General features: G+C 70.7%; 18 protein-coding genes and 1 tRNA gene. 12 read left to right on the plus strand and 7 right to left on the minus strand.

Annotated features, from left to right (window positions below; genetic code table 11):
* Window positions 1-69: 69 nt before the first annotated feature.
* Window positions 70-567 carry a MarR family winged helix-turn-helix transcriptional regulator gene (locus MRBLMI1x_RS09895; protein WP_020097035.1) on the minus strand — a complete coding sequence of 166 codons (498 nt, stop codon included), beginning with the start codon at window positions 565-567 and terminating at the stop codon, window positions 70-72.
* An 86-nt stretch (window positions 568-653) separates the two neighbouring features.
* Here MRBLMI1x_RS09895 and MRBLMI1x_RS09900 point away from each other — a divergent pair, with 86 nt between their 5' ends.
* The 7 genes from MRBLMI1x_RS09900 to MRBLMI1x_RS09930 all read left to right on the plus strand — a co-directional run bounded on the left by MRBLMI1x_RS09900 (window position 654) and on the right by MRBLMI1x_RS09930 (window position 9,959).
* Complete coding sequence (locus tag MRBLMI1x_RS09900; RefSeq protein ID WP_363458538.1) at window positions 654-4,277, plus strand: glycosyl hydrolase 53 family protein; 3,624 nt, start codon at window positions 654-656, stop codon at window positions 4,275-4,277.
* A gap of 69 nt (window positions 4,278-4,346) precedes the next feature.
* A tRNA-Gln gene (locus MRBLMI1x_RS09905) sits at window positions 4,347-4,418 on the plus strand.
* A 1-nt stretch (window position 4,419) separates the two neighbouring features.
* Window positions 4,420-5,892: a bifunctional UDP-N-acetylglucosamine diphosphorylase/glucosamine-1-phosphate N-acetyltransferase GlmU gene (gene glmU, locus MRBLMI1x_RS09910; protein WP_336123954.1), complete on the plus strand. Its 1,473-nt coding sequence runs from the start codon at window positions 4,420-4,422 to the stop codon at window positions 5,890-5,892.
* A complete protein-coding gene (locus MRBLMI1x_RS09915) occupies window positions 5,864-6,901 on the plus strand; it encodes a ribose-phosphate diphosphokinase (RefSeq protein ID WP_363458540.1) in 1,038 nt (345 codons plus the stop codon). The genes glmU and MRBLMI1x_RS09915 overlap by 29 nt, the downstream gene beginning before the upstream one ends.
* Before the next feature lie 165 nt (window positions 6,902-7,066).
* Window positions 7,067-7,546: an FMN-binding protein gene (locus MRBLMI1x_RS09920; RefSeq protein ID WP_336123950.1), complete on the plus strand. Its 480-nt coding sequence runs from the start codon at window positions 7,067-7,069 to the stop codon at window positions 7,544-7,546.
* The gene (locus MRBLMI1x_RS09925; RefSeq protein WP_363458542.1) at window positions 7,543-8,409 is read left to right on the plus strand and encodes an FAD:protein FMN transferase; all 867 of its coding nucleotides are present in this window, start codon (window positions 7,543-7,545) and stop codon (window positions 8,407-8,409) included. The genes MRBLMI1x_RS09920 and MRBLMI1x_RS09925 overlap by 4 nt, the downstream gene beginning before the upstream one ends.
* On the plus strand, window positions 8,406-9,959 hold the full coding sequence (locus MRBLMI1x_RS09930) for an FAD-dependent oxidoreductase (protein ID WP_363458544.1): 1,554 nt from the start codon (window positions 8,406-8,408) through the stop codon (window positions 9,957-9,959). The genes MRBLMI1x_RS09925 and MRBLMI1x_RS09930 overlap by 4 nt, the downstream gene beginning before the upstream one ends.
* Before the next feature lie 102 nt (window positions 9,960-10,061).
* Here MRBLMI1x_RS09930 and MRBLMI1x_RS09935 read toward each other — a convergent pair whose 3' ends face one another.
* The 4 genes from MRBLMI1x_RS09935 to gndA form a co-directional block, all read right to left on the minus strand.
* The gene (locus MRBLMI1x_RS09935) at window positions 10,062-11,546 is read right to left on the minus strand and encodes a sensor histidine kinase (protein ID WP_363458546.1); all 1,485 of its coding nucleotides are present in this window, start codon (window positions 11,544-11,546) and stop codon (window positions 10,062-10,064) included.
* A complete protein-coding gene (locus MRBLMI1x_RS09940; protein WP_018188361.1) occupies window positions 11,543-12,268 on the minus strand; it encodes a response regulator transcription factor in 726 nt (241 codons plus the stop codon). Before MRBLMI1x_RS09940 ends, MRBLMI1x_RS09935 begins: the two co-directional genes overlap by 4 nt.
* Before the next feature lie 49 nt (window positions 12,269-12,317).
* A complete protein-coding gene (locus MRBLMI1x_RS09945; protein ID WP_363458549.1) occupies window positions 12,318-12,716 on the minus strand; it encodes a VanZ family protein in 399 nt (132 codons plus the stop codon).
* Between the two features lie 80 nt (window positions 12,717-12,796).
* On the minus strand, window positions 12,797-14,386 hold the full coding sequence (gene gndA / locus MRBLMI1x_RS09950; protein ID WP_116228884.1) for an NADP-dependent phosphogluconate dehydrogenase: 1,590 nt from the start codon (window positions 14,384-14,386) through the stop codon (window positions 12,797-12,799).
* A 487-nt stretch (window positions 14,387-14,873) separates the two neighbouring features.
* Between gndA and MRBLMI1x_RS09955 the strand changes: the two genes are divergently transcribed.
* From MRBLMI1x_RS09955 to mfd, 3 genes are all read left to right on the plus strand, one after another.
* A complete protein-coding gene (locus MRBLMI1x_RS09955) occupies window positions 14,874-15,503 on the plus strand; it encodes a 50S ribosomal protein L25/general stress protein Ctc (protein ID WP_116228885.1) in 630 nt (209 codons plus the stop codon).
* A 66-nt stretch (window positions 15,504-15,569) separates the two neighbouring features.
* On the plus strand, window positions 15,570-16,154 hold the full coding sequence (gene pth, locus MRBLMI1x_RS09960) for an aminoacyl-tRNA hydrolase (RefSeq protein ID WP_018188356.1): 585 nt from the start codon (window positions 15,570-15,572) through the stop codon (window positions 16,152-16,154).
* 53 nt (window positions 16,155-16,207) lie between these two features.
* Window positions 16,208-19,795: a transcription-repair coupling factor gene (mfd, locus tag MRBLMI1x_RS09965; RefSeq protein ID WP_363458552.1), complete on the plus strand. Its 3,588-nt coding sequence runs from the start codon at window positions 16,208-16,210 to the stop codon at window positions 19,793-19,795.
* A 60-nt stretch (window positions 19,796-19,855) separates the two neighbouring features.
* On the opposite strand, the gene MRBLMI1x_RS09970 is transcribed toward mfd, so the two are convergent.
* Both MRBLMI1x_RS09970 and MRBLMI1x_RS09975 read right to left on the minus strand, forming a co-directional pair.
* A complete protein-coding gene (locus MRBLMI1x_RS09970; protein ID WP_363458554.1) occupies window positions 19,856-22,528 on the minus strand; it encodes a phosphoenolpyruvate carboxylase in 2,673 nt (890 codons plus the stop codon).
* Between the two features lie 72 nt (window positions 22,529-22,600).
* Window positions 22,601-24,028, minus strand: coding sequence for a basic amino acid/polyamine antiporter (locus MRBLMI1x_RS09975; RefSeq protein ID WP_363458556.1), 1,428 nt, complete (start codon window positions 24,026-24,028; stop codon window positions 22,601-22,603).
* 65 nt (window positions 24,029-24,093) lie between these two features.
* Here MRBLMI1x_RS09975 and MRBLMI1x_RS09980 point away from each other — a divergent pair, with 65 nt between their 5' ends.
* Both MRBLMI1x_RS09980 and MRBLMI1x_RS09985 read left to right on the plus strand, forming a co-directional pair.
* The gene (locus MRBLMI1x_RS09980; RefSeq protein WP_363458558.1) at window positions 24,094-24,744 is read left to right on the plus strand and encodes a MazG family protein; all 651 of its coding nucleotides are present in this window, start codon (window positions 24,094-24,096) and stop codon (window positions 24,742-24,744) included.
* A gap of 57 nt (window positions 24,745-24,801) precedes the next feature.
* Entirely contained in the window at window positions 24,802-26,058 is a 1,257-nt protein-coding gene (locus tag MRBLMI1x_RS09985; RefSeq protein WP_363459396.1) for a histidine--tRNA ligase, read from the plus strand.
* The last annotated feature ends 26 nt before the right edge of the window (window positions 26,059-26,084 follow it).

Genomic DNA, 26,084 nt, shown 5'->3' on the forward strand with positions numbered 1-26,084 from the left:
GGTACTCGGAGCCGGGTGGGACCCACCCCGTCGCGGACGGGGAGCGGAGCGCGCATCGCCATCGCGGACTCAGGCGTCGAAGCCGAGGCTGAGTTTGCGCAGGAGCCCTGCGAGGCGTTCGCGGTCGGCACGCGAGAGCTGGCCCAGCAGCTCCGCTTCGGCATCGACGAGTCGTGTGATCGCGGCATCCACCCGGTTGCGTCCCTCCTCGGTGAGGGTGACGAGCACGCCGCGGCCATCGCCGGGATCGGCAGCGCGGACGACGAGGCCGCGCTCCACGAGACGGTCGATGCGGTTCGTCATCGTGCCGCTCGAGACGAGGGTCTGCTGGAGCAATTGCTTCGGGCTCAGCCGGTACGGCTCGCCGGCGCGGCGCAGCGCGGAGAGCACATCCCACTCCCACGGCTCCAGGTCGCTGCGGTGGAACGCGTCGCGGCGGGCACGGTCGAGATGGCGCGACAGCCGGTCTACGCGCGAGAGGACCTCGAGGGGGGAGAAGTCGAGATCGGGTCGCTGCGCGACCCACGCGCTCACGATCCGGTCGACCTCGTCATGTTCGGGGACCATCTCCTCATCATCGCAGAGCGCCTGCTACTGTGACCGGTAACAGGCGGGCGACGACGTGACCGCCGAGATCGAAGAGGATCACCTCGATGCCTGCATCGCGCGCGCGGCGGACGACCGCCGCGACCGCCACGACCGCCCTCCTCCTCGGCATGCTGAGCGCCGGTGTGATCACCGCACCGGTCGCCTCGGCCGCCGAGGGACCCGTCGACGCGGGCATCGTCGTCCCGAAGGTCGACGGCCTGCCTGCCGACTTCATCAACGGCGTCGACGTCTCGTCCGTCCTCTCCCTCGAGGCCTCGGGCGTCGTCTTCCGGGACGACGCGGGCGAGCCCGCCGACCTATTCGACGTCCTCGCCGACCACGACGTCACCGACGTCCGCGTCCGGGTGTGGAACGACCCGTTCGACGCCGACGGCAACGGGTACGGCGGCGGCGACGTCGATGTCGACCGTGCCCTCGAGATCGGTCGCCGCGCCACCGAGGCAGGGTTGCGCGTCCTCGTCGACTTCCACTATTCGGACTTCTGGGCGGACCCCGCGAAGCAGCAGGCTCCGAAGGCTTGGCGGGACATCAGCGTCGACGAGAAGGCCGCACAGACGAGGGACTACACCGCAGACGCCCTCGAGGTGTTCGCCGACGCCGGCGTCGATGTGCACATGGTGCAGGTGGGCAACGAGACCAACAACGCCGTCGCGGGGGTCACCGGGTGGCCGGGCATGGCGAAGATCTTCTCGGCCGGGTCGGCCGCCGTCCGCGACGTGTATCCCGACGCCCTCGTCGCCGTGCACTTCACGAACCCCGAGACGGCGGGCCGGTACGCCGGGTACGCCGCCAACCTGAAGACGTACGGCGTCGATTACGACGTCTTCGCCTCGTCGTACTACCCGTTCTGGCACGGCAGCACGGCGAATCTGACCTCGGTCCTCCGGCAGGTGGCCGACACCTACGGCAAGAAGGTCATGGTCGCCGAGACGTCGTGGGCGCACACGCTCGACGACGCCGACGGCCACGGCAACGTCATCGACCTCCCCTCCGAGGCGACGCAGTACCCCGTCTCGGTGCAGGGTCAGGCGACCGCGGTGCGGAACGTCATCCAGGCAGTGGTGGACGTCGGTGACGCCGGCATCGGCGTCTTCTACTGGGAGCCGGCCTGGCTCCCCGTCGGTCCGCCCGACCGCCTCGCGCAGAACAAGGTCCTGTGGGAGCGGGACGGGTCGGGGTGGGCGTCGAGCTTCGCGGGGGAGTACGAACCCGAGGACGCCGGGCGCTGGTACGGCGGATCCGCCTGGGACAACCAGGCGCTCTTCGCGGCCGACGGCACCCCGCTCGAATCCCTCAACGTGTTCTCCTACGCCCGGACCGGCGCCGTCGCCCCGCGCGAGGTCGTGGACGTCGAGGACCCGACCGTCTCCTTCACCGACGGGGACGACATCGTCCTCCCCGCCACGGTCGCCGTCACCTTCAACGACGGATCCGTCGACGACGAGACGGTCGAATGGTCGCGGGATGCCGAGTGGATCGGCGGGCCCGGCACGTACTCGCTCGGCGGCACGACGTCGTCCGGCCATGCGACGACGGTGACCGTCGTCATCCGTCCCGTGAACGGACTGCGGAACCCGGGGTTCGAGGACGCGGACGTGTCGATGTGGCGCGTCACCGGTGAGGGACTGGCCCTGCGGGCCACCGACGATCCCCGCACGGGGGAGCGATCGGCGCACTTCTACTCCGGATCGGCCTACACCTACACGCTCCGTCAGACCGTGTCGGGGCTCCCCGCCGGTCGCTATTCCGCATCGGGGGCGCTGCAGGGCGACGGTGAGGGCAGCGACGGGAACGTCCGACTGACCGTCTCGTCCGGGGATGCGGCGGCCTCAGCCGACTTCGGGCTCGACGGCTGGCGTGCCTGGTCGACTCCCGTGACGGACGCCGTCACGGTCGCCGAGGGCGGCAGCGCGACCGTCGAGGTGGCGGCATCCCTCCCTGCCGGCGCCTGGGGCACGCTCGACGACCTCGTGCTCACCAGAGCGGCCGACGCGGTGGACACCGCGGGCCTGCGGGCGCTCGTGGACCGCGCGGACGACGTCGAACGCTCGGCCGCCACCACGGGATCGATCGAGACGCTCGACGAGGCCGTTCGGATCGCGCGTCTCGTCCTGTCGTCCTCCGCGCCGAGCGCTGATCGCGTCACCGCCGCCGAGGCCGCGCTGACGGCTGCCTTCGACGGCCTCGTGCTCGTTGGTGAGGCACCGGCACCGGTCGTGCTGCCGGTCGCCGTGACGGTCGGCGAAGGCGAGCCGGTGAGACTGCCCGCCTCCGTGACCGTCCGCGCGTGGGACGGGGCGGTCCGCACCGCACCCGCGACCTGGTCGGACGCGGTCTCGTGGATCACCGGCCCCGGCGAGTATCAGGTGAGAGGCCGCGCCGCCGGCACGGACGTGACCGCGGCCGTCACCGTGACGGCGGCCGCCTGGGTGCGCGACGGGGGCTTCGAATCCTCGGACGCGTCGCCGTGGACCGTGACCGGCACCGGCGCCACGATCGGCGCGACGACGGATGCCTCAGCCGGCGCGCGTGCGGTGTCGTTCTGGTCCGGGTCCGCTTACCGCTTCGCCGTGACGCAGCGCATCGCGGGTGTCACGCCCGGCACGTATGCCGTCTCTGCGACCGCGCAGGGAGACGGTGAGCAGGGAGACGGAGAAGGGAACGGCGCCCTCACGGTGACCGCGACGACCGGCGGTCGCACCGTCGATGCTCCCGTCCCGCTGGAGGGCTGGCAGCAGTTCCGCACCGGCACGACTCCGGCCGTCACGGTCGGGGCCGACGGGATCCTCACGGTCGGCGTCGCCGCCGACCTGCCCGCCGAGGCGTGGGGCACCGTCGATCAGATCCGGGTCGTCCGCACCGGCGAGCGCGTCTCGACCGGCGAGCTCGCCGCCGGGATCGGAGACCTCGAGGCTCTCGACACCGCCCCGTACGCCGCGTGGTCGTCGGCGCGGATCCCGGCGGCCGTCGAGAAGGCCCGCATCGTCGTGGCCGCCGCCTGGCCCACCGCGGCCGAGGTGGATCGTGCCCGGGCTCTCCTCGTCGACGTCCGCGCCGGCCTTGTCCGGACGGACGCCGACACCGCGACGGCGCGACCCGGGACGGCGACCCTGTCGAACGACAACGGGTACGATACGGGGCTCAAGGACGGCGACTACACGCTCACCATGAACCTGTGGTGGGGCGAGAACGCCTCGTCGGTGCGGTTCTACGAGAACGGCCGGCTCCTGGACACCGTGCCCCTTGCGTACCGGGGCACGTGGGCGCAGACCGCCCGAGTCCCGGTCACGGGCCGCGCGGACGGCACCTACCGCTACACCGCGGTGCTGGCGAACACCCGCGGTGAGACCCGCACCGCCGAGATGACGGTCGTGGTGGATGCCGCGGCCCCCGGCATCCCCGTCCTCAGCCACGACAACCACGACGGCGACGGCACCTTCACGGTCACCGCCAACCTGTGGTGGGGCACGAACGCGACCTCCTACCGGGTCTTCGAGGACGGCCGCGTCGTCGCGGAGGGCGACCTCGCGGCGCGCACGCCGAAGGCGCAGCAGGCGACCTATGCGGCATCCGGCGTCAGCCGCGGATCGCACGCGTACAGGGTGGAGTTCCGCAACGCCGCCGGAACGAGCACGAGCACGCCGCTCACGGTGACGGTGCGTCGCTGACGCGCCCGGAGGGACGGCGGCCGCATGGCAGACTTGTCAGGCGGCCGCCGGACCCCCGGTCGGCTGCGGTCCGCCGTGGTGTAATGGCAGCACGACAGCCTTTGGAGCTGTGAGGTCTAGGTTCGAATCCTGGCGGCGGAGCATGACCGACAACCTCGATCCGCGCCTCGCCGTCGTCATCCTCGCCGCCGGCCAGGGCACGCGGATGAAGTCCTCCCTCCCCAAGGTGCTGCACCGCATCGGGGGGCGCCCGCTCGTCGGCCACGTGCTCGACACCGCCCGCGACCTCGCTCCCGCGCACGTCGTCGTCGTCGTCCGCCACGAGCGCGACCTGGTAGCCGACGCTGTGCTCGGCGTCGCGCCCGAGGTGGTCGTCGTCGACCAGGACGAGATCCCCGGCACCGGCCGCGCGGTCGAGGTCGCGCTCGACGCGCTCGGCGGCTTCGACGGCGACGTCCTCGTCCTGAGCGGCGACTGCCCGCTCGCCGACGTCGAGACCCTGGGCGCGTTCGTCGCCGAACACCGCGCCGTCCGTGCGGGGGCGACGCTCATGACCGCCGTCGTCGACGACCCGACCGGGTACGGCCGCATCATCCGCGAGAGCGACGGCAGCGTCGCCCGCATCGTCGAACAGAAGGATGCCTCGCCCGACGAGGCCGCCGTCGCCGAGGTCAATGCGGGCATGTACGTCTTCGCCGCCGCGGCGCTCCGTCAGCACCTGCCCCACGTCGGCACCGACAATGCGCAGAAGGAGAAGTACCTCACCGACATCGTCGCGCTCCTGCGTCGCGCGGACGGGCGGGTCGCGGCATCCGTCGCGAAGGACGTCACCGTCACGTACGGCGTCAACGATCGCGTGCAGCTGTCCGAGGTGGGACGCCTCCTCAACGCCCGCACGGTCCGCCGGTGGCAGCTCGAAGGGGTCACGGTCATCGACCCGGCGACCACCTGGATCGATGTGACCGCGACCCTCGCGCCCGACGTCACCGTCCTGCCGAACACCCACATCCTCCGCTCCACGAGCGTGTCGGAGGGCGCGACGATCGGGCCCGACACGAGCCTCGTGGACTGCGAGATCGGCGCGCGAGCGACCGTGACCCGCACCGACGCGACGCTCGCGGTCATCGGCGCGGGAGCCACGGTGGGTCCCTTCGCCTACGTCCGCCCGGGCACCGAGCTCGGCGAACGCGGCAAGATCGGCACCTTCGTCGAGACGAAGAACTCCACGATCGGCGAGGGCAGCAAGGTCCCGCATCTGTCGTACGTCGGCGACACGACGATCGGCCGCAACGTGAACCTGGGCGCCGGGGCGATCACCGCGAACTACGACGACATCTCGAAGCACCGCACCGAGATCGCCGACGAAGTCCACGCCGGCTCGCACAACGTGTTCGTCGCGCCCGTTAGGATCGGTGAGGGCGCGAAGACGGGTGCAGGAGCCGTGATCCGCAAGGATGTCCCGGCCGGCGCCCTCGCCCTCAGCATCGCCCCCCAGCGGAACATCGCCGGGTGGGTCGAGAACAATCGACCGGGAACGGGAGCGGCAGAAGCCGCCGCTCGTGTCCGGTCCGCACAGGAAGCTGGCGATGGGTCGCAAGAAGCAGCACACGGTTGACCTCGACACCGAGCGCGGAATCGCGCCGGGACTGGTGGCCAAGACCAAGAAGCGTCTCGTCGTCGCGTCGGGACGCTCGCACGAGGAGCTGTCGACCGAGGTCGCCGCAGCCCTCGGCACCCAGCTGGTGCCCACGGAGCACCGCACCTTCGCCTCCGGCGAGATCCTGACCCGTTTCGAGGTCTCGATCCGCGGGTGTGATTTCTTCCTCATCCAGAGCTTCGGTCCGCCGGTCAACGAGTGGCTCATGGAGACGCTCATCATGCTGGATGCCGCCAAGCGGGCATCCGCGAAGCGCATCACCGTCGTCGCGCCGTACTTCCCGTACTCCCGGCAGGACAAGAAGGGCCGCGGGCGCGAGCCGATCAGCGCGCGCCTGGTGGCGGATCTGTTCAAGACCGCGGGCGCTGACCGGGTCATGAGCGTCGACCTGCACGCCGCGCAGATCCAGGGCTTCTTCGACGGTCCCGTCGACCATCTGTTCGCCAAGCCCGTCCTCCTCGAGTACTTCGAGAACACCCTCTCTATCGAGGACCGCGCGAAGCTCACCGTCGTGTCGCCCGACACCGGACGCGTCCGCGTCGCCGACACCTGGTCCGACAGCCTGGGCGCGCCCCTCGCCATCATCCACAAGCGTCGCGACCCCAACGTCGCGAACCAGATCACGGTCAACGAGATCGTCGGTCAGGTCGAGGGCCGCGTGTGCCTGCTCGTCGACGACATGATCGACACCGGCGGCACCATCGTGAAGGCGGCGCAGGCTCTCAAGGCCAACGGCGCGGAGCGTGTCATCGTGGCCGCGACGCACGCGATCTTCAGCGACCCCGCCGTGGAGCGCCTGCAGGACCCCTCCATCGATGAGGTCGTCGTCACCGACACGGTCCCGCTGCCCGCCGAGAAGCGGTTCCCCGCTCTCACGATCCTTCCGATCGCGCCGCTGCTGGCCCGCGCGATCCGCGAGGTGTTCGAGGACGGCTCCGTCACCAGCATGTTCGACGGCGCAGCCTGAATCTTCCTCATCCGTCGGCCGTCCGGTAGCGTCTCGTTCACCGGGCGGCCTTCGTTGTCAGCCGATGCATAGGCTTCTGCAAGCATCGCCATGTCCGGGATCGATTTCCTGGAGTCATCGCCCTTCGCTCCAGACCGGGCGGGCACGACCCAAGGAGGACCACTCATGATCCGCACCACAGCCGTACCCCGACCGCTCCGCGTCGGCGCAGCCGCCGCATCCGTCGCAGGCCTCGCTCTGCTCGCCGGATGCGCGGGCCAGACCACGTCCACCGCCGACTCCGGCACCGCCTCGCAGAATCCGGCCGCCTCGGCCGACGCCGGCAGCGGTTCGTCGACAGGGTCCACCAGCTTCACGGACGGCACCTACACGGCCGACGGCACCTACCAGACCCCCGAGACCATCGAGAAGATCTCGGTCACTCTGACGGTCGCGTCCGACGTGGTGACCGACGTCGAGGTCACCGGTGAGCCGCAGGCTCAGGAATCCAAGCGGTACCAGGGCGAGTTCATCGGGGGCATCAAGGATGTCGCCGTCGGCAAGAAGCTCGCCGACCTCACGGTCGACAAGGTCGGCGGCTCGTCGCTCACCAGCGGCGGGTTCAACGCGGCGGTCAAGGAGATCCGGACCGAAGCCGCGTCATGACCCCGACCGCGCCCCTCGCCCATTCCTGGGCGTTCGAGGCGATCGGGACGCTCTGGCGCATCGACGCCGCTTCCCCTCTCGACGATGGCGTCCGTGATGAGATCACGGACGCCATCGGCGCGTTCGACCGCGAGTGGTCGCGCTTCCGCGCAGACTCGCTCGTGACGCGGTTGTCGCAGACGGCAGGAGGGGTACCGGCGCCCGCCGACGCGGCCGCCATGCTCGACGCCTACGACGCCCTCGACGCCGCCACCTCCGGTGCGGTGAACCCCCTCGTGGGGGAGAGCCTCGCCCGCCGCGGATACGATGCGACGTATTCGCTCGTCGACCGCGGGGCCGTGGCGGCTCCGCTCGACTGGCGACGATCGGTGACGTGGTCGGACGGCACCCTCCGTCTCGCCGAACCGGCCCTGCTCGACGTCGGTGCGCTCGGCAAGGGCCGGCTCGCCGACCTCGTCCTGACGCGGGTGCCCGGCGGCGCCGCGGTCGTCGATGCGGGCGGCGACATCGCGATCCGAGGCACGACCCAGCGGATCGCCCTCGAGCACCCGTACGACGCCTCCGTGGCGATCGGGGTCTGGTCGGTGACGGATGCCGCCCTCTGCGCCTCCGCCGTCAACAGGCGCGCATGGGGCGAGGGTCTCCATCACGTCCTCGACGCGCGCACCGGCCAGCCGGTGCGGCAATACGCGGCCACCTGGGCCGTGGCGCACGATGCGATGACAGCGGATGCCGTCGCCACCGCGCTGTTCTTCGACGGCGGCCCCCAGCTGGCCGCCGAATGGGGAGTCGGGTGGGTGCGGATGCGCACCGACGGCTCCGTCGAGTGGTCCCCCCAATGCGAAGCGGAGTTGTTCTCGTGATCTCGTCCCTCAGTGCCACCTGGAATAGTCTCCTCGGCGTCCTCGGCCGGCTGTCGATGTACCGCCTGGTCCTCCTCGCGCTGTCCGCGCTGGCCGTCATCGCGCTGGTGCTCTCGTTCACCGGCGCCGTGTCGGTCGACCCCCTCGCGCTCGTCGTGTCGGTCGCCGTCCTCGCGGTGTCGATCGCGGCCGTCGACGCGATCGCCCAGCGGATCGTCCGTCGGCCGTGGCGCATCGAGTCGGCCCTCATCACGGCACTCATCCTGGTGTTCGTCCTGCGGCCCTCGCTCGAGCCGCTGGCGTTGCTCGGCCTCGTGATCGCCGGCGCGATCGCGTCGCTGTCGAAGTACGTCATCGCCTGGCAGGGACGTCACATCCTCAACCCGGCCGCCGCCGGAGCGACCGCACTCACCATCGTCAGCATCTGGGCCCCCGACCTCGGTGCATCGGCCTGGTGGGTCGGGACCCCCGCGCTCGTCGTACCGGTGCTGCTGCTGGGACTGGCGGTCCTGGTCCGCACCGAGAAGGTCCGCGTCGTGGGACTGTTCCTCGTGATCGCGATCGCGGTGGGGCTTGTCCGCACGATCGTGCAGGCGCAGGCCGCAGGCTTCGCCCTCGACCCGGGGATGACGTTCACGAGCCTCGTGCTGTCCTCGCCCTTCCTCTTCCTCGGCGCGTTCATGCTGTCCGAGCCCCTTACGCTGCCGCCGCGACGCTGGCAGCAGTTCACCGTCGCCGCGGTGGTCGGTGTGCTGGCGGGATGGCCGATCTCGCTGGGTGCCATCACGCTCGGTCAGGAGCGTGCGCTCCTCCTCGGCAACCTGGTCGCCTTCGTCTTCGCGATGCGCACCGCTGTCCGGCTGACGATCGTGGAGCGGACGGCGGTGACGCCGAGCGTCCGCGAGTACAGCTTCCGGACCGAGCGTCCCGTTCGCTTCGCGCCGGGTCAGTACCTCGAGCTCGAAGTCCCGCACGCGCGTGCGGATTCCCGTGGCACGCGGCGGGAGTTCAGCATCCTCTCCTCACCTGCCGAACTGCCGCTCGTCAAGATCGCGATGCGCGAGGGATCCCAGTCGAGCTACAAGAAGGCGATCGCCACGGTGGAGCCCGGCGACGAGCTCGCGATCACGGGCATCTGGGGGGACTTCGTGCTTCCGCGCCGTACCGACGCGCCCGTCCTCATGGTCGCCGCCGGCATCGGCGTGACCCCGTTCGTGTCGCAGCTGCGGCACATCAGGCTCACGCAGGAGAGTCGTGACGTCGTGTTCGTCTACGTGGCGTCTGCGAGCGAGGAGCTCGCGTTCCGCGAGGACCTCGAGGCGGCCGGCATCCCGGTCATCGTGATCACCCGCGACGAGCCCGCTCACCTGCCTGTCGGGTGGACGTGGGGCGGCGGAGCACGACTCGACGCCGAGAGCCTGCTGCGTCTCGTGCCCGACATCGCCGGGCGTCACGCGTACGTGTCAGGCCCGCCCGCCCTCATCGCGACGCTGACCCCCGCACTCGAGCGCGCGAAGTCGATCACGACCGACGCGTTCAGCGGGTACTGAACCGGCGGTGCGTGCGTGAGGTCCCACTCCGGCCGGGAAAGCCGTCTCGATTCCCGGCCGGAGTGGGACCTCACGTGTTGCTTCCCCCGTGCGGGCCGGGGACTACGCTGCCGACGAGTCGGCGGGGGAGTCGGGCCGGGCAGGGAGGCGCACCTCGAAGGTCGTCGAACCGGGTTCGGATGCCACGACGATGCGCCCGCCGTGGCCGGTGACGATCGCCCGGGCGATCGAGAGACCGAGGCCCGTCCCGCCGGTCTGGCGGGCCCGCGATGAATCCGCGCGGCTGAAGCGCTCGAACAGGTCGTCGACGATCGAGGGGTCGATACCGGGACCGTCGTCGTGGATGCGCAGGACGGCCTCGCCGTCGCGGGTCTCCACCGTCGTCGTCACGCGGGTGCCCGCAGGGGTGTGCACGCGGGCGTTGGCCAGGAGGTTCGCGGCGACCTGGTGCAGGCGCCCCGTGTCACCGGCGACGATGACCGGTTCGTCCGCGACGTCCAGGACCCACTCGTGGTCGGTGCCCGCGACGCGGGCGTCCGAGACGGCCTCGACGGCGAGGCGGGTGAGATCGACGGCGCTGTAGACGAGCTCCGTCCCCTCGTCGAGGCGGGCGAGCAGCAGGAGGTCCTCGACGAGCGCCGTCATCCGGAGCGACTGCGCCTGGATGCGCTCGAGCGATTCCCGGGTCGTTTCGGCGACGATGCCCGGAGCTGCTGTCCCGGACGACTCGGCCTGACGGATGCCGCGCAGCGACAGCTCGGAGTATCCCCGGATCGAGGCGAGCGGTGTCCGGAGCTCGTGGCTCGCGTCCGCGACGAACGCCCGCATGCGCTCCTCGTTGCGCTGGCGTGCGGCGAGGGAGGTCTCGACGTGGTCGAGCAGCGTGTTGAGGGCGTGACCGACCTGGCCGACCTCGGTGTGGGTGTCGGTGTCCTCGTCGGGGACGCGCTCGGAGATGCGTACCGTGCCTTCCGAAAGCGGCATGGCGGCCACGCGGGAGGCGGTCGCGGCGACCGAGCGGAGGGGGGCGAGGGCGCGACGGATGAGAAGCGCGATGATCGCGGCGAGGACGAGGAGCCCGCCGGTCGTGAGGAGCGCCACGGTCGTGACGATCCGTGCGCTCACGCTCGTGACTTCGGAGGTCGGCAGCCCGGTGGTCATGCTCGAGTACGGTGCCGATTGGACGTGCAGGCGGTAGTCGCCGAGTCCCTGGACGTTCGCGTCCGCCCAGCCGGCTTGGTCGAGAGGGGTGCTGGCGATGCGGCCGATGTTGAGGGTGCGGACGTCGCCCTCGTCGTCGATGTACGCCGCGCTCGGCCCGGCGATGTTGTTGACGATGAGCAGGGTGCCGCGCTCCGGCCGGCTGCGGCTGAGGATGGCCTCGGCGCGGCTGTTCAGGTCGATGACGAGCGAGTCCTGCGCGCGCGTCACCTTCGCGTCGAGGTTCTCGCGCAGGACGGATTCGAGGACCGTCCCGGTGCCGAGGCCGACGGTGATGAGGATGACCGAGACGAACGAGACGACGGCGGTGATCAGCCGTGCCTGCAGACTCCACCGGTGCCGGCGGCGGCGGGGGCTGCTGCTCACTGGCTCGCTTTGATCATGTAGCCGACGCCGCGGACGGTGTGGATCAGAGGCTCCTTGCCCGCGTCGATCTTCTTGCGGAGGTAGGAGATGTACAGTTCGACGACGCTCGAGCGACCGCCGAAGTCGTAGTTCCAGACGCGGTCGAGGATCTGCGCCTTCGACAGGACGCGGCGCTGATTGCGCATCAGGTAGCGCAGCAGCTCGAACTCCGTGGCGGTGAGCTCGATCTCGTCGTCGCCGCGGAACACCTCGTGCGAGTCCTCGTTGAGGGTCAGGTCGCCGACGCGGAGGATCGGGTCGGCCGTGCCGGCGGATGCCCCGGCCCGCCGCATGAGGCCGCGCAGCCGCGCCACGACCTCTTCCAGGCTGAACGGCTTGGTGACGTAATCGTCACCGCCCGCCGTGAGGCCGGCGACGCGGTCGCTGACCGAGTCCTTCGCCGTCAGGAACAGGACGGGCACGTCGTCGCCGGCCTGGCGCAGGCGCTGCAGCACCGACATCCCGTCGAGGTCGGGCATCATGATGTCGAGCACCATCGCGTCGGGCGCGAACTCGCGCGCGGCGTTCAGCGCGTCGAACCCCGAACCGGCGGTGCGGACCTCCCACCCCTCCATGCGCAAGGCCATCGAGAGCAGATCGGTGAGCATCTGCTCGTCGTCGACGACGAGGACACGCAGAGGGGAGCCGTCGGGGCGCTGGAGCAGGGGGGCAGGCATCGTCATGATTCCATTCTCATGACATATCTATGAGCGGGCTATGCCTTCGCTTCGGTCACGCTCGGGATTCCTCGTACCGACGCGGGTTCGGCGGCGAGAGGAGGAAGGCGAGCAGCAGCATGAGGCACATTCCGATGACCGACCCGAGGGTGTTCGCGATGATGTCGCGCACGTCCGCCACGCGCGCATCGAGCAGGAGAGCCTGGAGCGCCTCGATCGTCGCGCTCGCGAGCGCGCCGATGAGGGGAGCGGCCCACCAGCCGCGCACGCCGAACCACAGCACCGCGATCACCCCGAGCGGGACGAACATGGCCACGTTGGCACCGAACTCGACGCGGTCGAACGTGATCCACGCGGTCGACGGCCGGTCGGCGAACCACGCCAGGAGCCGGTTGAGACCCGAGGCGATGTCGGAGCCGTACGGCGCCGCGCGCAGCGTCATCCACGCGACCATCCAGGCGTAGAGGCCCGTGAGGATCGCGAGGACGACGCGCGCGGCGACCCGGTGGACCCGCAGCGCCGTATCGCTGCGGCTCAGTGGGTGTCCTCGGCCTCGACCTCGGTCCGGTCAGCCGACCACAGGGTGTGGAAGGTGCCGTCCTTGTCGATGCGCTTGTAGGTGTGCGCGCCGAAGAAGTCGCGCTGACCCTGGATGAGGGCGGCCGGCAGGCGGTCGGCGCGCAGGCCGTCGTAGTACGCCAGCGACGAGCTGAAGGCGGGAGCCGGGATGCCGGCGGCCGCCGACACGCGCACGATCTCGCGCCAGGCATCCTGGGTGCGGCCGAGCGCCTCGACGAAGTAGGGCGCCGTCAGCAGGACGGGGAGATCGGCCTGCTCGTCGTACGCGTCGGCGATGCGGTTGAGGAACTGGGCGCGGATGATGCAGCCGCCGCGCCAGATCTTGCTGACTGCTCCGAGGTCGATGTTCCAGCCGTACTGGGCGGCACCGGCGCGGATCTCGTCGAAGCCCTGGCTGTACGCGACGATCTTCGAGGCGTAGAGGGCGAGCCGGACCTGCTCGATGAAGGCGTCCGCGTCGGGGACGGTGAAGTCCTCGGAGGAGGGGCCGGGGAGCTCGCCGGCGACGTCGCGCTGCTCGCGGTGGCTCGACAGCGACCGGGCGAAGGTGGCCTCGGCGATGCCGGAGACGGGGACGCCGAGGTCGAGGGCGGTCTGCACCGTCCACGCGCCGGTGCCCTTGGCGCCGGCCTGGTCGACGATGACGTCGACGAGGGGCTTGCCGGTGGTGGCATCCGTCTGGCGGAGCACCTCGGCGGTGATCTCGATCAGGTAGGACTCGAGCTCGCCGCGGTTCCACTCCTCGAAGACGTCGGCGATCTCGGCGGGCGTCTTGCCGGTGCCGCGGCGGATGAGGTCGTACGCCTCGGCGATGAGCTGCATGTCGGCGTACTCGATGCCGTTGTGCACCATCTTCACGAAGTGGCCGGCGCCGTCGTGGCCGATGTGGGTGACGCAGGGCTCGCCCTCGGCGACCGCGGCGATCGACTTCAGGATCGGGCCGAGCGTGACCCACGCCTCGTCGGGACCGCCGGGCATGAGGGACGGGCCGTTCAGCGCGCCCTCCTCGCCGCCCGAGACGCCCATGCCGACGAAGTTGTAGCCCGCCTCGGAGACCGCCTTCTCGCGACGGATGGTGTCGGTGAACAGGCTGTTGCCGCCGTCGATGATGATGTCGCCGGGCTCGAACACACGCATGAGCTCGTCGATGACGGCATCGGTCGGCTTTCCGGCCTTGACCATGATGATCGCGGTGCGCGGCTTCTGCAGCGACGCGGCGAACTCCTCGTAGGTGAAGGCGGGGACGAACTCGGCCTCGGGGTGGGCCTCGATCAGCTCGTCGGTCTTCGAGCGCGAACGGTTGAAGACGGCGACCGTGTTGCCCTCGCGCGATGCGAGGTTGCGGGCGAGGTTGGAGCCCATGACAGCGAGACCGACGACGCCGATGTTGGCCTCACCGGAGTCGCTGCCCGTGGCGGACGCCTCGGGGTGCGTGGGACGGTCGACCTCTTCGGGCTGCGGAGCCCCTTCGTGCTGCCGGGTGGCTTCGTGAGGAGCCTGGTCCTGGTCGTTGGAGTGTCCGGTGGAAGAGGGGGACGACGACATGCGTAGCTCCAGGTCTGCGTGAGGTGTGAGCGGATCAGGGGTGGATGCCGGAACCGGCGAAGCCCCTCCCGGTCACTGTATCCGCTGACCCGGAGGGGGTGTCTCGTGTGACGGGGTCAGTCCTTGTAGCTGCGGCCGAGGGAGAAGAAGGCGCCGACAACGCAGACGGCGGTCGCGGTGCTCAGAGCTCCGACGAACCAGAGCAGTGCGTGCGACATCCATCCGTAGTCCATGTGTTCCTCCGTTTTTCGGGCGTGGGGGACTGACGTTCCATCGTATCCACCGCGCTGGTAGACTCGGTCCGAACTTCGGCGAGGGATGCACAGCATCCGTGATCGACGCGGTGAAGCAGGCTTCGCGGCTTTCCTCACGCGCACGCGTTCGAGTCGAACCACAGACCATGTCTGGGCCGCATCGGCCCCGACGACAGACGAGGCCGTACCGGCCCCGATCGACTGGGCCGAGAAGGCCCGCAAGGAGAACACTCATGGTGACCGAGACCGACACCAAGGTCGTCGCTGAGCTGCGCGAGCAGTTCGGCAAGGGCTTCGCCCGTCGTCTGCGCGCTGCAGGCAAGATCCCCGCCGTCATCTACGGCCACGGCACGGACCCCGTCCACGTCGCGCTGCCCGGCCACCAGGTCGCGCTGCTCATCCGCCGCGCCAACGCGCTGCTCGAGCTCGAGATCGACGGCAAGCAGCAGCTCACGCTGGTCAAGGACGTCCAGAAGGACCCCGTGCACCAGATCATCGAGCACATCGACCTCCTCGTCGTGAAGAAGGGCGAGAAGATCGAGGTCGACATCCCCGTCTCGGTGACCGGCGAGCCGTTCCCCGGCACCATCGCGAACCTCGAGAACACCACGGTGACGCTCGAGGTCGAGGCCACCCACATCCCGCAGAACGTCGAGGTCTCGGTCGAGGGCCTCGAGGACGGTGCGCACATCACCGCCGCCGACCTGACGCTGCCCCGTGGCGCGGTTCTGGTGACCGACCCCGAGACGCTCATCGTCGGTGTCGCCCTGCCGCCGGCTCCGGTCGAGGACGAGGCGGAGGAGTCCGAGGAGGGTGCCGAGGCATCGTCCGACGAGGCTCCCGCCGAGGAATCCGCCGAGTAAGACATCACCGTTCGAAGCCCGTCGCCGCATCCGCTGCGACGGGCTTCGTCGTCGGAAGGACTCTCCATGGCCGACACCTGGCTGATCGTGGGACTCGGCAACCCGGGACCCCGCTACGAGGCGACCCGTCACAACGTCGGGCAGATGGTGATCGACGAGCTCGCGCGGCGACGCTCCGAGTCCCTGCGGTCGCACAAGGCGAACGCGCGGGTGGCGGAGACATGGCTGCGTCCGGGGGCGGCGAAGCTCGTGCTGGCCAAACCAAACTCGTTCATGAACGTCTCGGGCGGCCCGGTCTCGGCGCTCGCGGCGTTCTACTCCGTGCCGCCGGAGCGCGTCGTCGTCGTCCACGACGAGCTCGACATCCCGTTCGACTCGCTCAAGCTCAAGGTCGGCGGCGGGCACGGCGGCCACAACGGCGTCCGGGACGTCGCGAAGGCGCTCGGCACCCCCGACTTCCCGCGCGTCCGCGTCGGCATCGGTCGCCCGCCCGGTCGTCAGGATCCGGCGGACTGGGTGCTCGACCCGTTTGGTGCCGTCGAGCGGCCCAACCTCCCCATCGCCATCGGGGATGCGGCGGATGCCGTCGAGCAACTCGTCGATGAAGGCCTGCTCGCCGCGCAGCAGCGGCACCACGCACCGCGCGCCTGAGGCGCCTCGACCGCGGCGGATCCGATGTCCGATGCGCCGCGTAGACTTCCCCGGTGACAATTCCCGGGATCGTGCGCGCCCTCGAACAGGCTGACAGCTTCCGGGAGGCCCTCGACGGCGCCGACTCGGATGTCGACTTCTCGGCGGTGACGGGCCTCGATGCCCCACTCCTCGCCGCGCTGCTCGAACGCCGCGTGGCGTCGGGTCGGCCTCCCGTGCTGCTCCTCGTGGCACCCACCGGGCGCCGCGCCGAGAGCATCGGCGCCGCCGTGCAGTGCCTCCTCCCCGACGCCGCCGTCCGGCACCTGCCCGCATGGGAGACGCTGCCGCACGAGCGGTTGAGCCCCAGCGCCGAGACGGTCGGCCGGCGCCTCAGCGTCCTCCGAGAGGCGGCGGACTGGGACGGCCGCACGCCCCTCGTGGTCACGGCATCCGTCCGCGGGGCGCTGCAGCCGATCGCGGCGGGACTGACGGATGCCGGTGTCGTCCGGCTCGAGCTCGGCTCGCGCGGCCTCGAGCTCGACGACATCGTCCACCGCCTCGTCGACCTCGCCTACCACCGGGTCGACATGGTCTCGCGCCGCGGCGAGTTCGCCGTGCGCGGCGGCATCCTCGACGTCTTCCCCCCTGTCGCCGATCACCCCTACCGCGTCGACTTCTTCGGCGACGAGATCGATCAGATCCGTGCGTTCTCCGTCGCCGACCAGCGCTCGCTGCCGGGTGACGTGCGCGACGTGACCCTGCTCCCGAGTCGCGAACTCCTCCTCACCGACGCCGTGCGCGAGCGGGCTGCAGGCCTTCGGGATCGGATGCCGGGGCTCGGCACCATGCTCGAGAAGATGAGCGAGGGCATCCCCGTCGAGGGCATGGAATCGCTCCTCCCCGCCGTCGCCGACGCCGTCCTGCCGCTCGTGGACTACCTCCCCGAGGGTGCCGCCGTCGCGGTCGTCGACCCCGAGCGCGCCGTGACCCGCGCGATGACCCTCTCCGAGACGAACCGCGAGTTCCTCGAGGCCGCCTGGAGCGCCGCGACGGCGGGAGCCGACAGCCCCGTCGACCTCGGAGCGGGGGACTTCCTGACCCTGCCCGAGCTGCGCGAGGCGGCATCGGCCCGCGGCGGCGTCTGGTGGAGCCTCAGCACCTTCGACTCCGGTGCGGCGGATGCGGCCGACGAAGGCCTCGTCGAACGTGCGGATGCCGCGGTCCGGATCCCCGCGACCGCCGTCCCGTCGTTCCAGGGCAACGTCGAGGGGGCGAGCGAGCACATCGGCAACCTCCTCGGTGCCGGCTGGCGCGTCGTCGTCGCCGCCTCGGGTGCGGGGCTCGTCGACCGTTCGCGCGACGTCCTGTCCGAGCGCGGTCTCGCGGCGCGGACCGCCGAGGCGATCACCGAGGTCCCCGACGCCGGGATAGCCGTGTCGACCGTCGCGACGCTCGAGGCCGGGTTCCTCTTCGCCGACGCGAAGCTGGCCGTGTTCACCGAGAGCGACTTCTACGGCCGGACGATCGGCGGCGACAACCGCGTCGTGAAGAAGCTCGCCTCGCGTCGGCGCAACGTCGTCGACCCGCTCCAGCTGACGCCGGGCGACCACGTCGTCCACTCCACCCACGGCATCGGCCGGTTCGTCGAACTCGTCCAGCGCGAGGTGTCGTCGGGCGGGCGGAACGCCGTGAAGAGCAAGCGCGAGTACCTCGTCCTCGAGTACGCGCCCTCCAAGCGCGGGCACCCCGGCGACAAGCTCTACGTCCCCACCGATCAGCTCGACCTGCTCTCGCGGTACGTCGGCGGCGAGGCGCCGCAGCTCTCGAAGATGGGCGGGTCGGATTGGGCTGCGGCCAAGGGCAAGGCCCGCAAGGCCGTCCGCGACATCGCCGTCGAGCTCGTCAAGCTCTACTCGGCGCGGATGTCGTCGAAGGGCTACGCGTTCGGTCCCGACACGCCCTGGCAGCGCGAGCTCGAGGAGGCCTTCCCGTTCGCCGAGACGCCGGATCAGCTCCAGACGATCGACGAGATCAAGGCCGACATGGAGAAGCCGATCCCGATGGACCGCCTGCTCTCGGGCGACGTCGGCTTCGGCAAGACCGAGGTCGCCGTCCGCGCCGCCTTCAAGGCGATCCAGGAGGGCAAGCAGGTCGCGATGCTGGTGCCGACGACACTCCTCGCCAAGCAGCACCTCGAGACGTTCTCCGAGCGCTTCGCCGGATTCCCCGTCAAGGTGCGTCCGCTCTCGCGGTTCCAGACGGCGAAGGAGGCCAAGGACACCCTCGCCGGGCTCGCCGACGGCACGATCGACATGGTCATCGGGACGCACCGCATCCTCACCGAGAAGGTCGCCTTCAAAGACCTCGGCCTCATGATCATCGACGAGGAGCAGCGCTTCGGCGTCGAGCACAAGGACTCCCTCAAGAAGCTCAAGACCAACGTCGACATCCTCGCGATGAGCGCGACCCCGATCCCGCGCACGCTCGAGATGGCGGTCACCGGCATCCGCGAGATGTCGACGCTGGCGACGCCGCCGGAGGAGCGGCATCCGATCCTCACCTACGTGGGGCCTCGCAGCGACAAGCAGATCGCCGCAGCGATCCGACGCGAGCTGCTGCGCGAGGGACAGGTGTTCTTCGTGCACAACCGGGTCTCCTCGATCCAGCGGGTGGCCGCGCAGCTGGCTGAGCTCGTGCCCGAGGCGCGCATCGCCGTCGCCCACGGTCAGATGGGCGAGCACGCGCTCGAGCAGGTCGTCGACGACTTCTGGGAGCGCCGGGCGGACGTGCTCGTCTCGACCACGATCATCGAGACCGGTCTCGACATCGCCAATGCGAACACGATGATCATCGACCGCGCCGACAAGTACGGCCTCTCCCAGCTGCACCAGCTGCGCGGCCGCGTCGGTCGTGCCCGCGAGCGTGCCTACGCCTACTTCCTGTACGACGAGAACAAGCCGTTGAGCGAGACCGCCGCCGACCGACTGGAGACGATCGCCGTCAACAACGACCTCGGCTCCGGCATGCAGGTGGCGCTCAAAGACCTCGAGATCCGCGGCGCGGGAAACCTGCTCGGGGCGGAACAGGCCGGCCACATCGCCGGCGTCGGATTCGACCTCTACCTCCGCATGATCGGAGAGGCGGTCGCGACCTTCCGAGGCGAGGACACAGAGGGCCCCACCGAGCTGCGCCTCGAGCTGCCCGTTCAGGCGCGCATCCCCGAGTCGTACATCGACAGCGAGCGGCTGCGTCTGGAGGCCTACCAGAAGCTGTCCGCGGCGGCATCCGTCACGGCTACGGCCGACGCGATCGACCTCGTCCTCGAGGAGCTCCGCGACCGCTACGGTACGCCGCCCGCAGAGGTCGACGGCCTGATCGCGATCGCACGACTGCGTCGCCGTGCCGCGCAGTCGGGGCTGTCCGACGTCGTGGCGATGGGACCGAACCTCCGGATCGCGCCGGCGCACCTCGCGGACTCGATCCGTGTGCGCCTGCAGCGCCTGCACCCGAAGTCGAAGGTCGTCTCGGGCGGCGAGGCCATGGTCGTGCCGCTGCCGACCGCCGGGGGAGAGGCTCTGGCCGATGCCGACCTCGTGGCCTGGACGAGCACGCTGCTCGACCAGATCTTCCCGCTGCCGACCGACGACGCCACGGCCTGAAACGACGCGCCCCGCCCGACGACGTGTCGGAGCGGGGCGTTCGTCGATCGCAGGGGGGGGTCAGCCGGTGTTCTGCAGGCCGGCGGCGACCCCCGACACCGAGAGCAGCAGCAGACGCTGCAGATCGGGGTCGACCTCGCCGCCCGCCGCGTCGCGCAGGCCGCGGAGCGCCCGCAGCTGCAGGAGGGACAGGGCGTCGACGTACGGGCTTCGCATCTTCACCGCGCGGCCGAGGACCGGACGGTTGGAGAGGAGTTCGGTCCCGCCGGTGAGCTTCACGACCCAGGCGCGCGTGAGGGCCATCTCGTCGCGCACGAGCGCCGCGAGGTCGTCGCGGTCACCGAGCTCGAGGTAGTGCCGCGCGATGCGGTCGTCGGTCTTGGCGAGGCTCATGGCGACGTTGTCGATGAGGGTGCGGAACAGCGGCCACTGCTCGTACGCCTCGCGGAGCGCATCCTCGTCGCCCACGGCGTCGAGCGCCGTGCCGAGGCCGAACCAGCCGGCGAGGTTGATGCGCGCCTGCGTCCAAGCGAACACCCACGGGATGGCGCGGAGGTCCTCGAGGGACTCGACCGACAGGCCGCGGCGCGCGGGACGGGACCCGAGCGCGAGCAGCCCGATCTCCTCCATCGGCGTGACCTGGGCGAACCACGGCGCGAAGCCGGGCGCCTTGACGAGTGAGAAGAACCGTTCACGGGATGCCGCGTCCATGATCCGGGCCACGTCGGCGTACCGTTCGGCGGCCGACCGGTTGCGCTCCTCGATCGACGGTGCCGAGGCCATGAGCATCGCCCCGGCGACCTGGTCGATGTGGCGCATCGCGATCGAGCGGTCGCCATAGCGGGCGAAGATGACCTCGCCCTGCTCGGTCAGCTTGAACCGGCCGTCGACGGAGTGCGGCGGCTGCGCCAGGATCGCGGAGTTCGCGGGGCCGCCACCGCGCCCGAGGGCACCACCGCGACCGTGGAAGAGGGTGAGCTCGATGCCCTGTGCGACCGCCCACGCCGAGATCTCGGCCTGAGCCTCGTACAGCGCGAGGTTCGCGGCGACCGGCCCCACGTCCTTCGACGAGTCGGAGTACCCGAGCATGACCTCGAGGCGCCGTCCCGTCGCCGTGAGGCGCGACACGAACTGCGGGTGCTCCACGATCTCCGCCAGGATGCCGGGGGCCGCCTGCAGGTCCGCGAACGTCTCGAACAGCGGGATCACGTCGAGCACCGGGGGAGTGCCGTCGGGGCCGACGGCGTGCCGCGCGAGCGTGTGCACGGCGGCGAGGTCGTCGGCCGAGCGGGTGAAGGAGACGATGTAGCGTCCCGCGGCGCGGGGGCCGTAGCGCTCCTGCAGGAACGCGATCGTGCGGAAGACCTCGAGCACCTCTTCGGCCAGCTCCGACCGGTCGGACCCGCCCTGCTCGAGCTCGGCGAGGACCTTCGCGTGCACGGCGGAGTGCTGACGCACCTCGAGCTCGGCCAGGTGGAAGCCGAAGGTCTCGACCTGCCAGATCAGCTGCTGCAGGTGGCCGTAGGCCTGGCGGGGCGCGCCGGCCTGGACGAGCGCGTCCTGCACCGTGCGCAGGTCCGCGAACAGGTGCTCCGGGTCGGCGTAGGCGAGGTCGGCGTTCCGGGTGCGGGTCGCCGCGATCTTGCGGGCGAGCAGCAGCAGGATGCGGCGGTACGGCTCGTTGGGGGAGCGCTTGGCGATCTCGGCCGCGGCGTCTTCATCGGCGTCCTTGAGCTTCTGCCACAGCGCCCGGACGGCGGGCGTCGGCGGGGTCGACGTCGCGTCCAGGGTCAGGGTGCGTCCGACGCGGCCCGCCGTCCGCTCGAGCCCCAGCAGCACGTGCTCGCTCGCGATGGCGGCGGCCTTGCGGGTCGTCTTCGCCGTCACGAACGGGTTGCCGTCGCGGTCGCCGCCGACCCACGAGCCGATGCGCACGAACGGGCGGACGAGGGGCGGGCGGGCCCCGGCATCCTCGCCCTGCAGCGCGTCGTCGACGCGGCGGTACACGTGCGGGATCGCGGTGTAGAGGGTCTCGTCGAAGACGCCCATGACCGAACGGACCTCGTCGGTCGGCGACGGCTTCTCGGAGCGCAGCGGCGCGGTCCGCCACAGCGTGTCGACCTCTTCGAGCATGCGACGCTCCGCGCGGCGGCGGTCAGCGCTGTCGGCGTCGGTCGTGTCGCGGTCGGCGAGGAGCTCGGCGAGACGCCGGATGCTGGAGGAGACCGCGCGGCGACGGGCCTCGGTCGGGTGCGCCGTGAAGACCGGGTGGAAGCGAAGACCCTGGAGGCGCTCGCGGGCGGCATCCTCACCGATCTCCTCGGCGAGGCTCCGGTAGGCGGCGGTGATCGAGTCGCTCGCGTCCTTCTCCTCGACGCGGCCGCCGCGCTCGCGGAGGATGCGGACGCGCTGGTGCTCCTCGGCGAGGTTCACGAGGTGGAAGTAGCAGGTGAAGGCCCGCGCGACCTCCTCCGCCCGCTCGAGCGTGTACGAGTCGGCGATGGCGGCCGCCCGCGCGAACGCCTCGGGGGTGTCGTCGGTGTAGGCCTGGATCGTGGCGATGCGCAGGCGCTCGACATCCTCGAACAGGCCCGGCGAGCCGCTCTCACGGAGCACGCGGCCCAGGAGCGAGCCGAGGACGCGCACGTCGGCGCGCATCTGTTCGGGGATCTTCTGCTCGGCCTCGTACCGTCCGACGAGGTCGATCGCTTCGGTGTTCGTGAGTTCGTGCACCGTCTCACGCTAGCGGGGGTTCTCGGGGCTTCCTGACACCATGACGGTGCACGACGCCGACCCGCGGTCGGATCAGATCGAGATCGCCCCGGTGGCGATGAGGATGACGGCGATCACCGCTCCGGCCGCGGCGAGGACGAACAGCCCGAGCTCGACGGGGGTGAACACGCGGGCCTTCTGCTCGCGACGCCCGATCACGTACAGGACGGTGCCCGGCACGATGATGACGAGGCATAGCAGCAGGTAGGTGAGCCCGGCCGCCCAGAGCAGGTAGGCCGTGTAGAGCGTCGCGGCGGCGGAGACGATGAGTTCGCCCGCACGGCGGGACGCACCGTCCTGGATCGCGAGCTTCAGCCCGTAGGCCGCCGAGAGGAAGAACGGGATGAGGACGAGCGCGCTCGTGAGCTCGAGCGCGGCGTCGAACGCGTTCTGCGCGAACAGGACGACGACGAGCATCACCTGCGCGAGCACGGTCGAGAGGGTCAGCGCGCCGATGGGCGTGTCGTTCCGGTTCGTGCGGCGCAGGAAGGCCGGCAGGTCGCCGGCCTGCGCCGCCGACAGGAGGACCTCGGCGGCCATCAGCGTCCATGCGAGATAGGCGCCGAGCACGGCGACGATGAGCGCCACGGCGACGAAGACCGCGCCCCAGCCGCCGACCGCCTGCTCGAGCACGCCACCCATCGAAGGTTGCCGCAGCCCGGCGAGATCGCTGCGGGGCAGGATGCCGTACGACACGATCGTCACGGAGGCGAAGACGGCGAGGACGCTCAGGAACCCGAGGACGGTCGCCCGCCCGACGTCGCTGCGACGGCGGGCGTGGCGGGAGTTGACGCTCGCGCCCTCGATGCCGATGAAGACGAACACCGTGACGAGCATCGTCGCCCGGATCTGCTCGCCGAGACCGGTCATGTCGCCGCCGCCCCAGTTCGCGTCGAAGACGGCGGGGTCGAACACCGTCAGGCAGAGCACGACGAAGACGACGATCGGCAGGACCTTCGCGACCGTCACGATGCGGTTGAGCGAGGCCGCCTGCCGTACACCGCGGCGGATGAGGAGGAAGAACAACCAGATGCCGACCGAGGAGACCGCCACGGCGAGGACCGTGTTGCCCTCGCCGAGGGCGGGGAAGACGCCGCCGAGGGTGGAGGTGATGAACACCCAGTAGAAGACGTTGCCGACGCATGCACTCGCCCAGTAACCGAACGCCGCGAAGAAGCCGAGGTAGTTGCCGAAACCGGCCTTCGCGTAGCTGAAGATCCCGGCGTCGAGGTCGGGACGGCGGAGCGCCAACCGGTGGAAGACGAGGGCGAGCATCAGCATCCCGCTTCCCGCGATCGCCCACGAGATGAGCGCGCCGGCGACACCGGTCGACTCGGCGAAGGTCGAGGGGAGCGAGAAGACCCCGGCGCCGATCATCGATCCCACGACGAACGTGGAGAGCGTGAACATCGAGACGCGGGTCCCGCCGGCCTCAGGCACCGTGGAGACGGGAGAAGTCATCGGACCAGGGTACGTCGGGCGGTGCACGGATGCCGCGGCCCGGCATCCCTCGTATCGTTGCGGTCATGTCGCACCCCCTTCCCGCCTCGAGCGACGCTCTGCGCCGGGCCGCCGAGACGATGCACGCCGTCCGCGACCGATGCGTCTGGACGCAGCGGATCGGCCACGACGACCTCGTCCCGTACCTGCAGGAGGAAGCCGCCGAGCTCGTCGATGCCGTCGAGACGGGGACGCGTGGCGACCTGAAGGAGGAGCTCGGCGACCTTCTCTGGCAGGTGCTCTTCCACGCCGAGATCGCGTCCCGGGATGAGAGTGACCCCTTCGACATCGACGACGTCGCGGACGCGCTCGCCGAGAAGATGATCCGCCGGCACCCGCACGTGTTCGGCGACGCGATCGCCACCACGCCCGAGGAGGTCCTCGTCCACTGGAACGCCGCGAAGGCCGCCGAGAAGAAGACGCGCACGAGCGTGCTCGACGGGGTGTCGACGCACATGCCGTCGCTCGCGCTCGCCCAGAAGATGCTGGGGAAGGCGGCGCAGGTGGACGTGATCCCCGCCCCGGCCCCGGCGGCGCTCGCGAGCGAAGCCGAGCTCGGTGACGCGCTCCTCGCCCTCGTGGCTTTCGCCCGTTCGGAGGGATGGGATGCCGAGCGCGCCCTGCGGCAGCGCCTGCGCACCCTCGCCGACGCGGTGCGTGCGGCCGAGTCCTCCTGACGTCTCGTCGCGGTCTGGAAGAATGGACCCGTGCCCTCCGTGAACCCGCCGCGCGGTATGCGCGACTTCCTCCCCGCCGACAAGGCCCGCCGCGAGCGCGTCCTGGCCGTCATCCGTGACCGCTACCGCGCCCACGGGTTCGACGAGATCGAGACGCCCGTCGTCGAGGACTACGAGCGTCTGCACGCGGGGATCGGCGGCGACAACGAGAAGCTCGCGTTCAACGTCCTCCGCCGCGGTCTCGACGCCGACGCGATCCGGGATGCCGCGGGCGACCCGGCGGCGCTGTCCGACCTCGGTCTGCGCTACGACCTGACCGTGCCGCTCGCGCGCTTCTACGCGACCAACCGGGCTCAGCTCCCGTCGGTGTTCCGCGCGATCCAGATCGCGCCCGTCTGGCGTGCGGAGCGCCCCCAGAAGGGTCGCTACCGCCAGTTCGTGCAGTGCGACATCGACATCATCGGCGACGCGACGCCGCGCGCCGAGGTGGAGCTCCTCACCGCGAGCCTCGACGTCCTCGATGCGCTCGGCCTCGAGGGCGGCACGATCCGGATCAACGACCGCCGAGTGCTCGACGCGATGCTGGCGGTCTTCGGTTTCGCCGACGCCGACCGCGCGGGTGTCCTCATCACGATCGACAAGCTCGACAAAGTCGGTGCCGAGGGCGTCGTCGCCGAGCTCCGTGGACGGGGCGCGGACGAGCCCGCCGTCGCCGCCCTGGAGGCGTTCCTGACCCGCCCGCAGACTCGCGAGTACCTCCCGTTCGGCGAGGCGCAGATCCGCAAGGCGCTGCCCGCCGGGGTCCCCGATGACGTGGTCGCGCACCTTGTCGGCATCGGCGAGGCCGTCGCCGCCGCCCGCGGCGAGACGGACGTGCCGTTGCGCTTCGACCCGTTCCTCGTGCGCGGCATGGGGTATTACACCGGCACGATCTATGAGCTCGCGCATCCGTCGGTGTCGTACTCGCTCGGCGGCGGTGGTCGCTACGACGGCATGATCGGACGCTTCCTCGGGCAGGACGTGCCCGCTGTCGGGTTCTCGATCGGCTTCGAGCGGATCGTCGATCTCGTGGGAGCGGCCGAGGATGCGGCATCCGCTGCCGTCGTCCTCATCGCCGATCGCGACGTCCCGCTCGTGGAACTGGCGACCCACAAGGCCTTCTTCGTCTCGCAGGGTGCCCGCGTGCGCCTCGAGCAGCGCACGAAGAACCTCAAGGGTCTGCTGGAGCGCTCCGCGGCCGACGGCTACACGTCGTTCGCGACCGTATCGGCCGGCGCCGAATCGTCGGCGCTCGAGACGCGCCCCCTCGGGTGACACGGCTGGTCCGCGCTGCTAGCGTG

This window comes from Microbacterium sp. LMI1x-1-1.1 (assembly GCF_040676205.1).
Classification (GTDB): Bacteria; Actinomycetota; Actinomycetes; order Actinomycetales; family Microbacteriaceae; genus Microbacterium; species Microbacterium aquilitoris.

Bases quoted from the DNA above. Each gene is read 5' to 3' on its own strand.
- MRBLMI1x_RS09945 (WP_363458549.1), bottom strand. From the start codon at position 12,716: ATGGTCGCGTGGATGACGCTGCGCGCGGCGCCGTACGGCTCCGACATC.
- glmU (WP_336123954.1), top strand. From the start codon at position 4,420: ATGACCGACAACCTCGATCCGCGCCTCGCCGTCGTCATCCTCGCCGCC.
- MRBLMI1x_RS09985 (WP_363459396.1), top strand. From the start codon at position 24,802: ATGCGCGACTTCCTCCCCGCCGACAAGGCCCGCCGCGAGCGCGTCCTG.
- gndA (WP_116228884.1), bottom strand. From the start codon at position 14,386: ATGTCGTCGTCCCCCTCTTCCACCGGACACTCCAACGACCAGGACCAG.
- MRBLMI1x_RS09895 (WP_020097035.1), bottom strand. From the start codon at position 567: ATGGTCCCCGAACATGACGAGGTCGACCGGATCGTGAGCGCGTGGGTC.
- MRBLMI1x_RS09980 (WP_363458558.1), top strand. From the start codon at position 24,094: ATGTCGCACCCCCTTCCCGCCTCGAGCGACGCTCTGCGCCGGGCCGCC.
- MRBLMI1x_RS09940 (WP_018188361.1), bottom strand. From the start codon at position 12,268: ATGACGATGCCTGCCCCCCTGCTCCAGCGCCCCGACGGCTCCCCTCTG.
- MRBLMI1x_RS09915 (WP_363458540.1), top strand. From the start codon at position 5,864: ATGGGTCGCAAGAAGCAGCACACGGTTGACCTCGACACCGAGCGCGGA.
- pth (WP_018188356.1), top strand. From the start codon at position 15,570: ATGGCCGACACCTGGCTGATCGTGGGACTCGGCAACCCGGGACCCCGC.
- MRBLMI1x_RS09900 (WP_363458538.1), top strand. From the start codon at position 654: ATGCCTGCATCGCGCGCGCGGCGGACGACCGCCGCGACCGCCACGACC.
- MRBLMI1x_RS09975 (WP_363458556.1), bottom strand. From the start codon at position 24,028: ATGACTTCTCCCGTCTCCACGGTGCCTGAGGCCGGCGGGACCCGCGTC.
- MRBLMI1x_RS09955 (WP_116228885.1), top strand. From the start codon at position 14,874: ATGGTGACCGAGACCGACACCAAGGTCGTCGCTGAGCTGCGCGAGCAG.
- MRBLMI1x_RS09920 (WP_336123950.1), top strand. From the start codon at position 7,067: ATGATCCGCACCACAGCCGTACCCCGACCGCTCCGCGTCGGCGCAGCC.
- MRBLMI1x_RS09925 (WP_363458542.1), top strand. From the start codon at position 7,543: ATGACCCCGACCGCGCCCCTCGCCCATTCCTGGGCGTTCGAGGCGATC.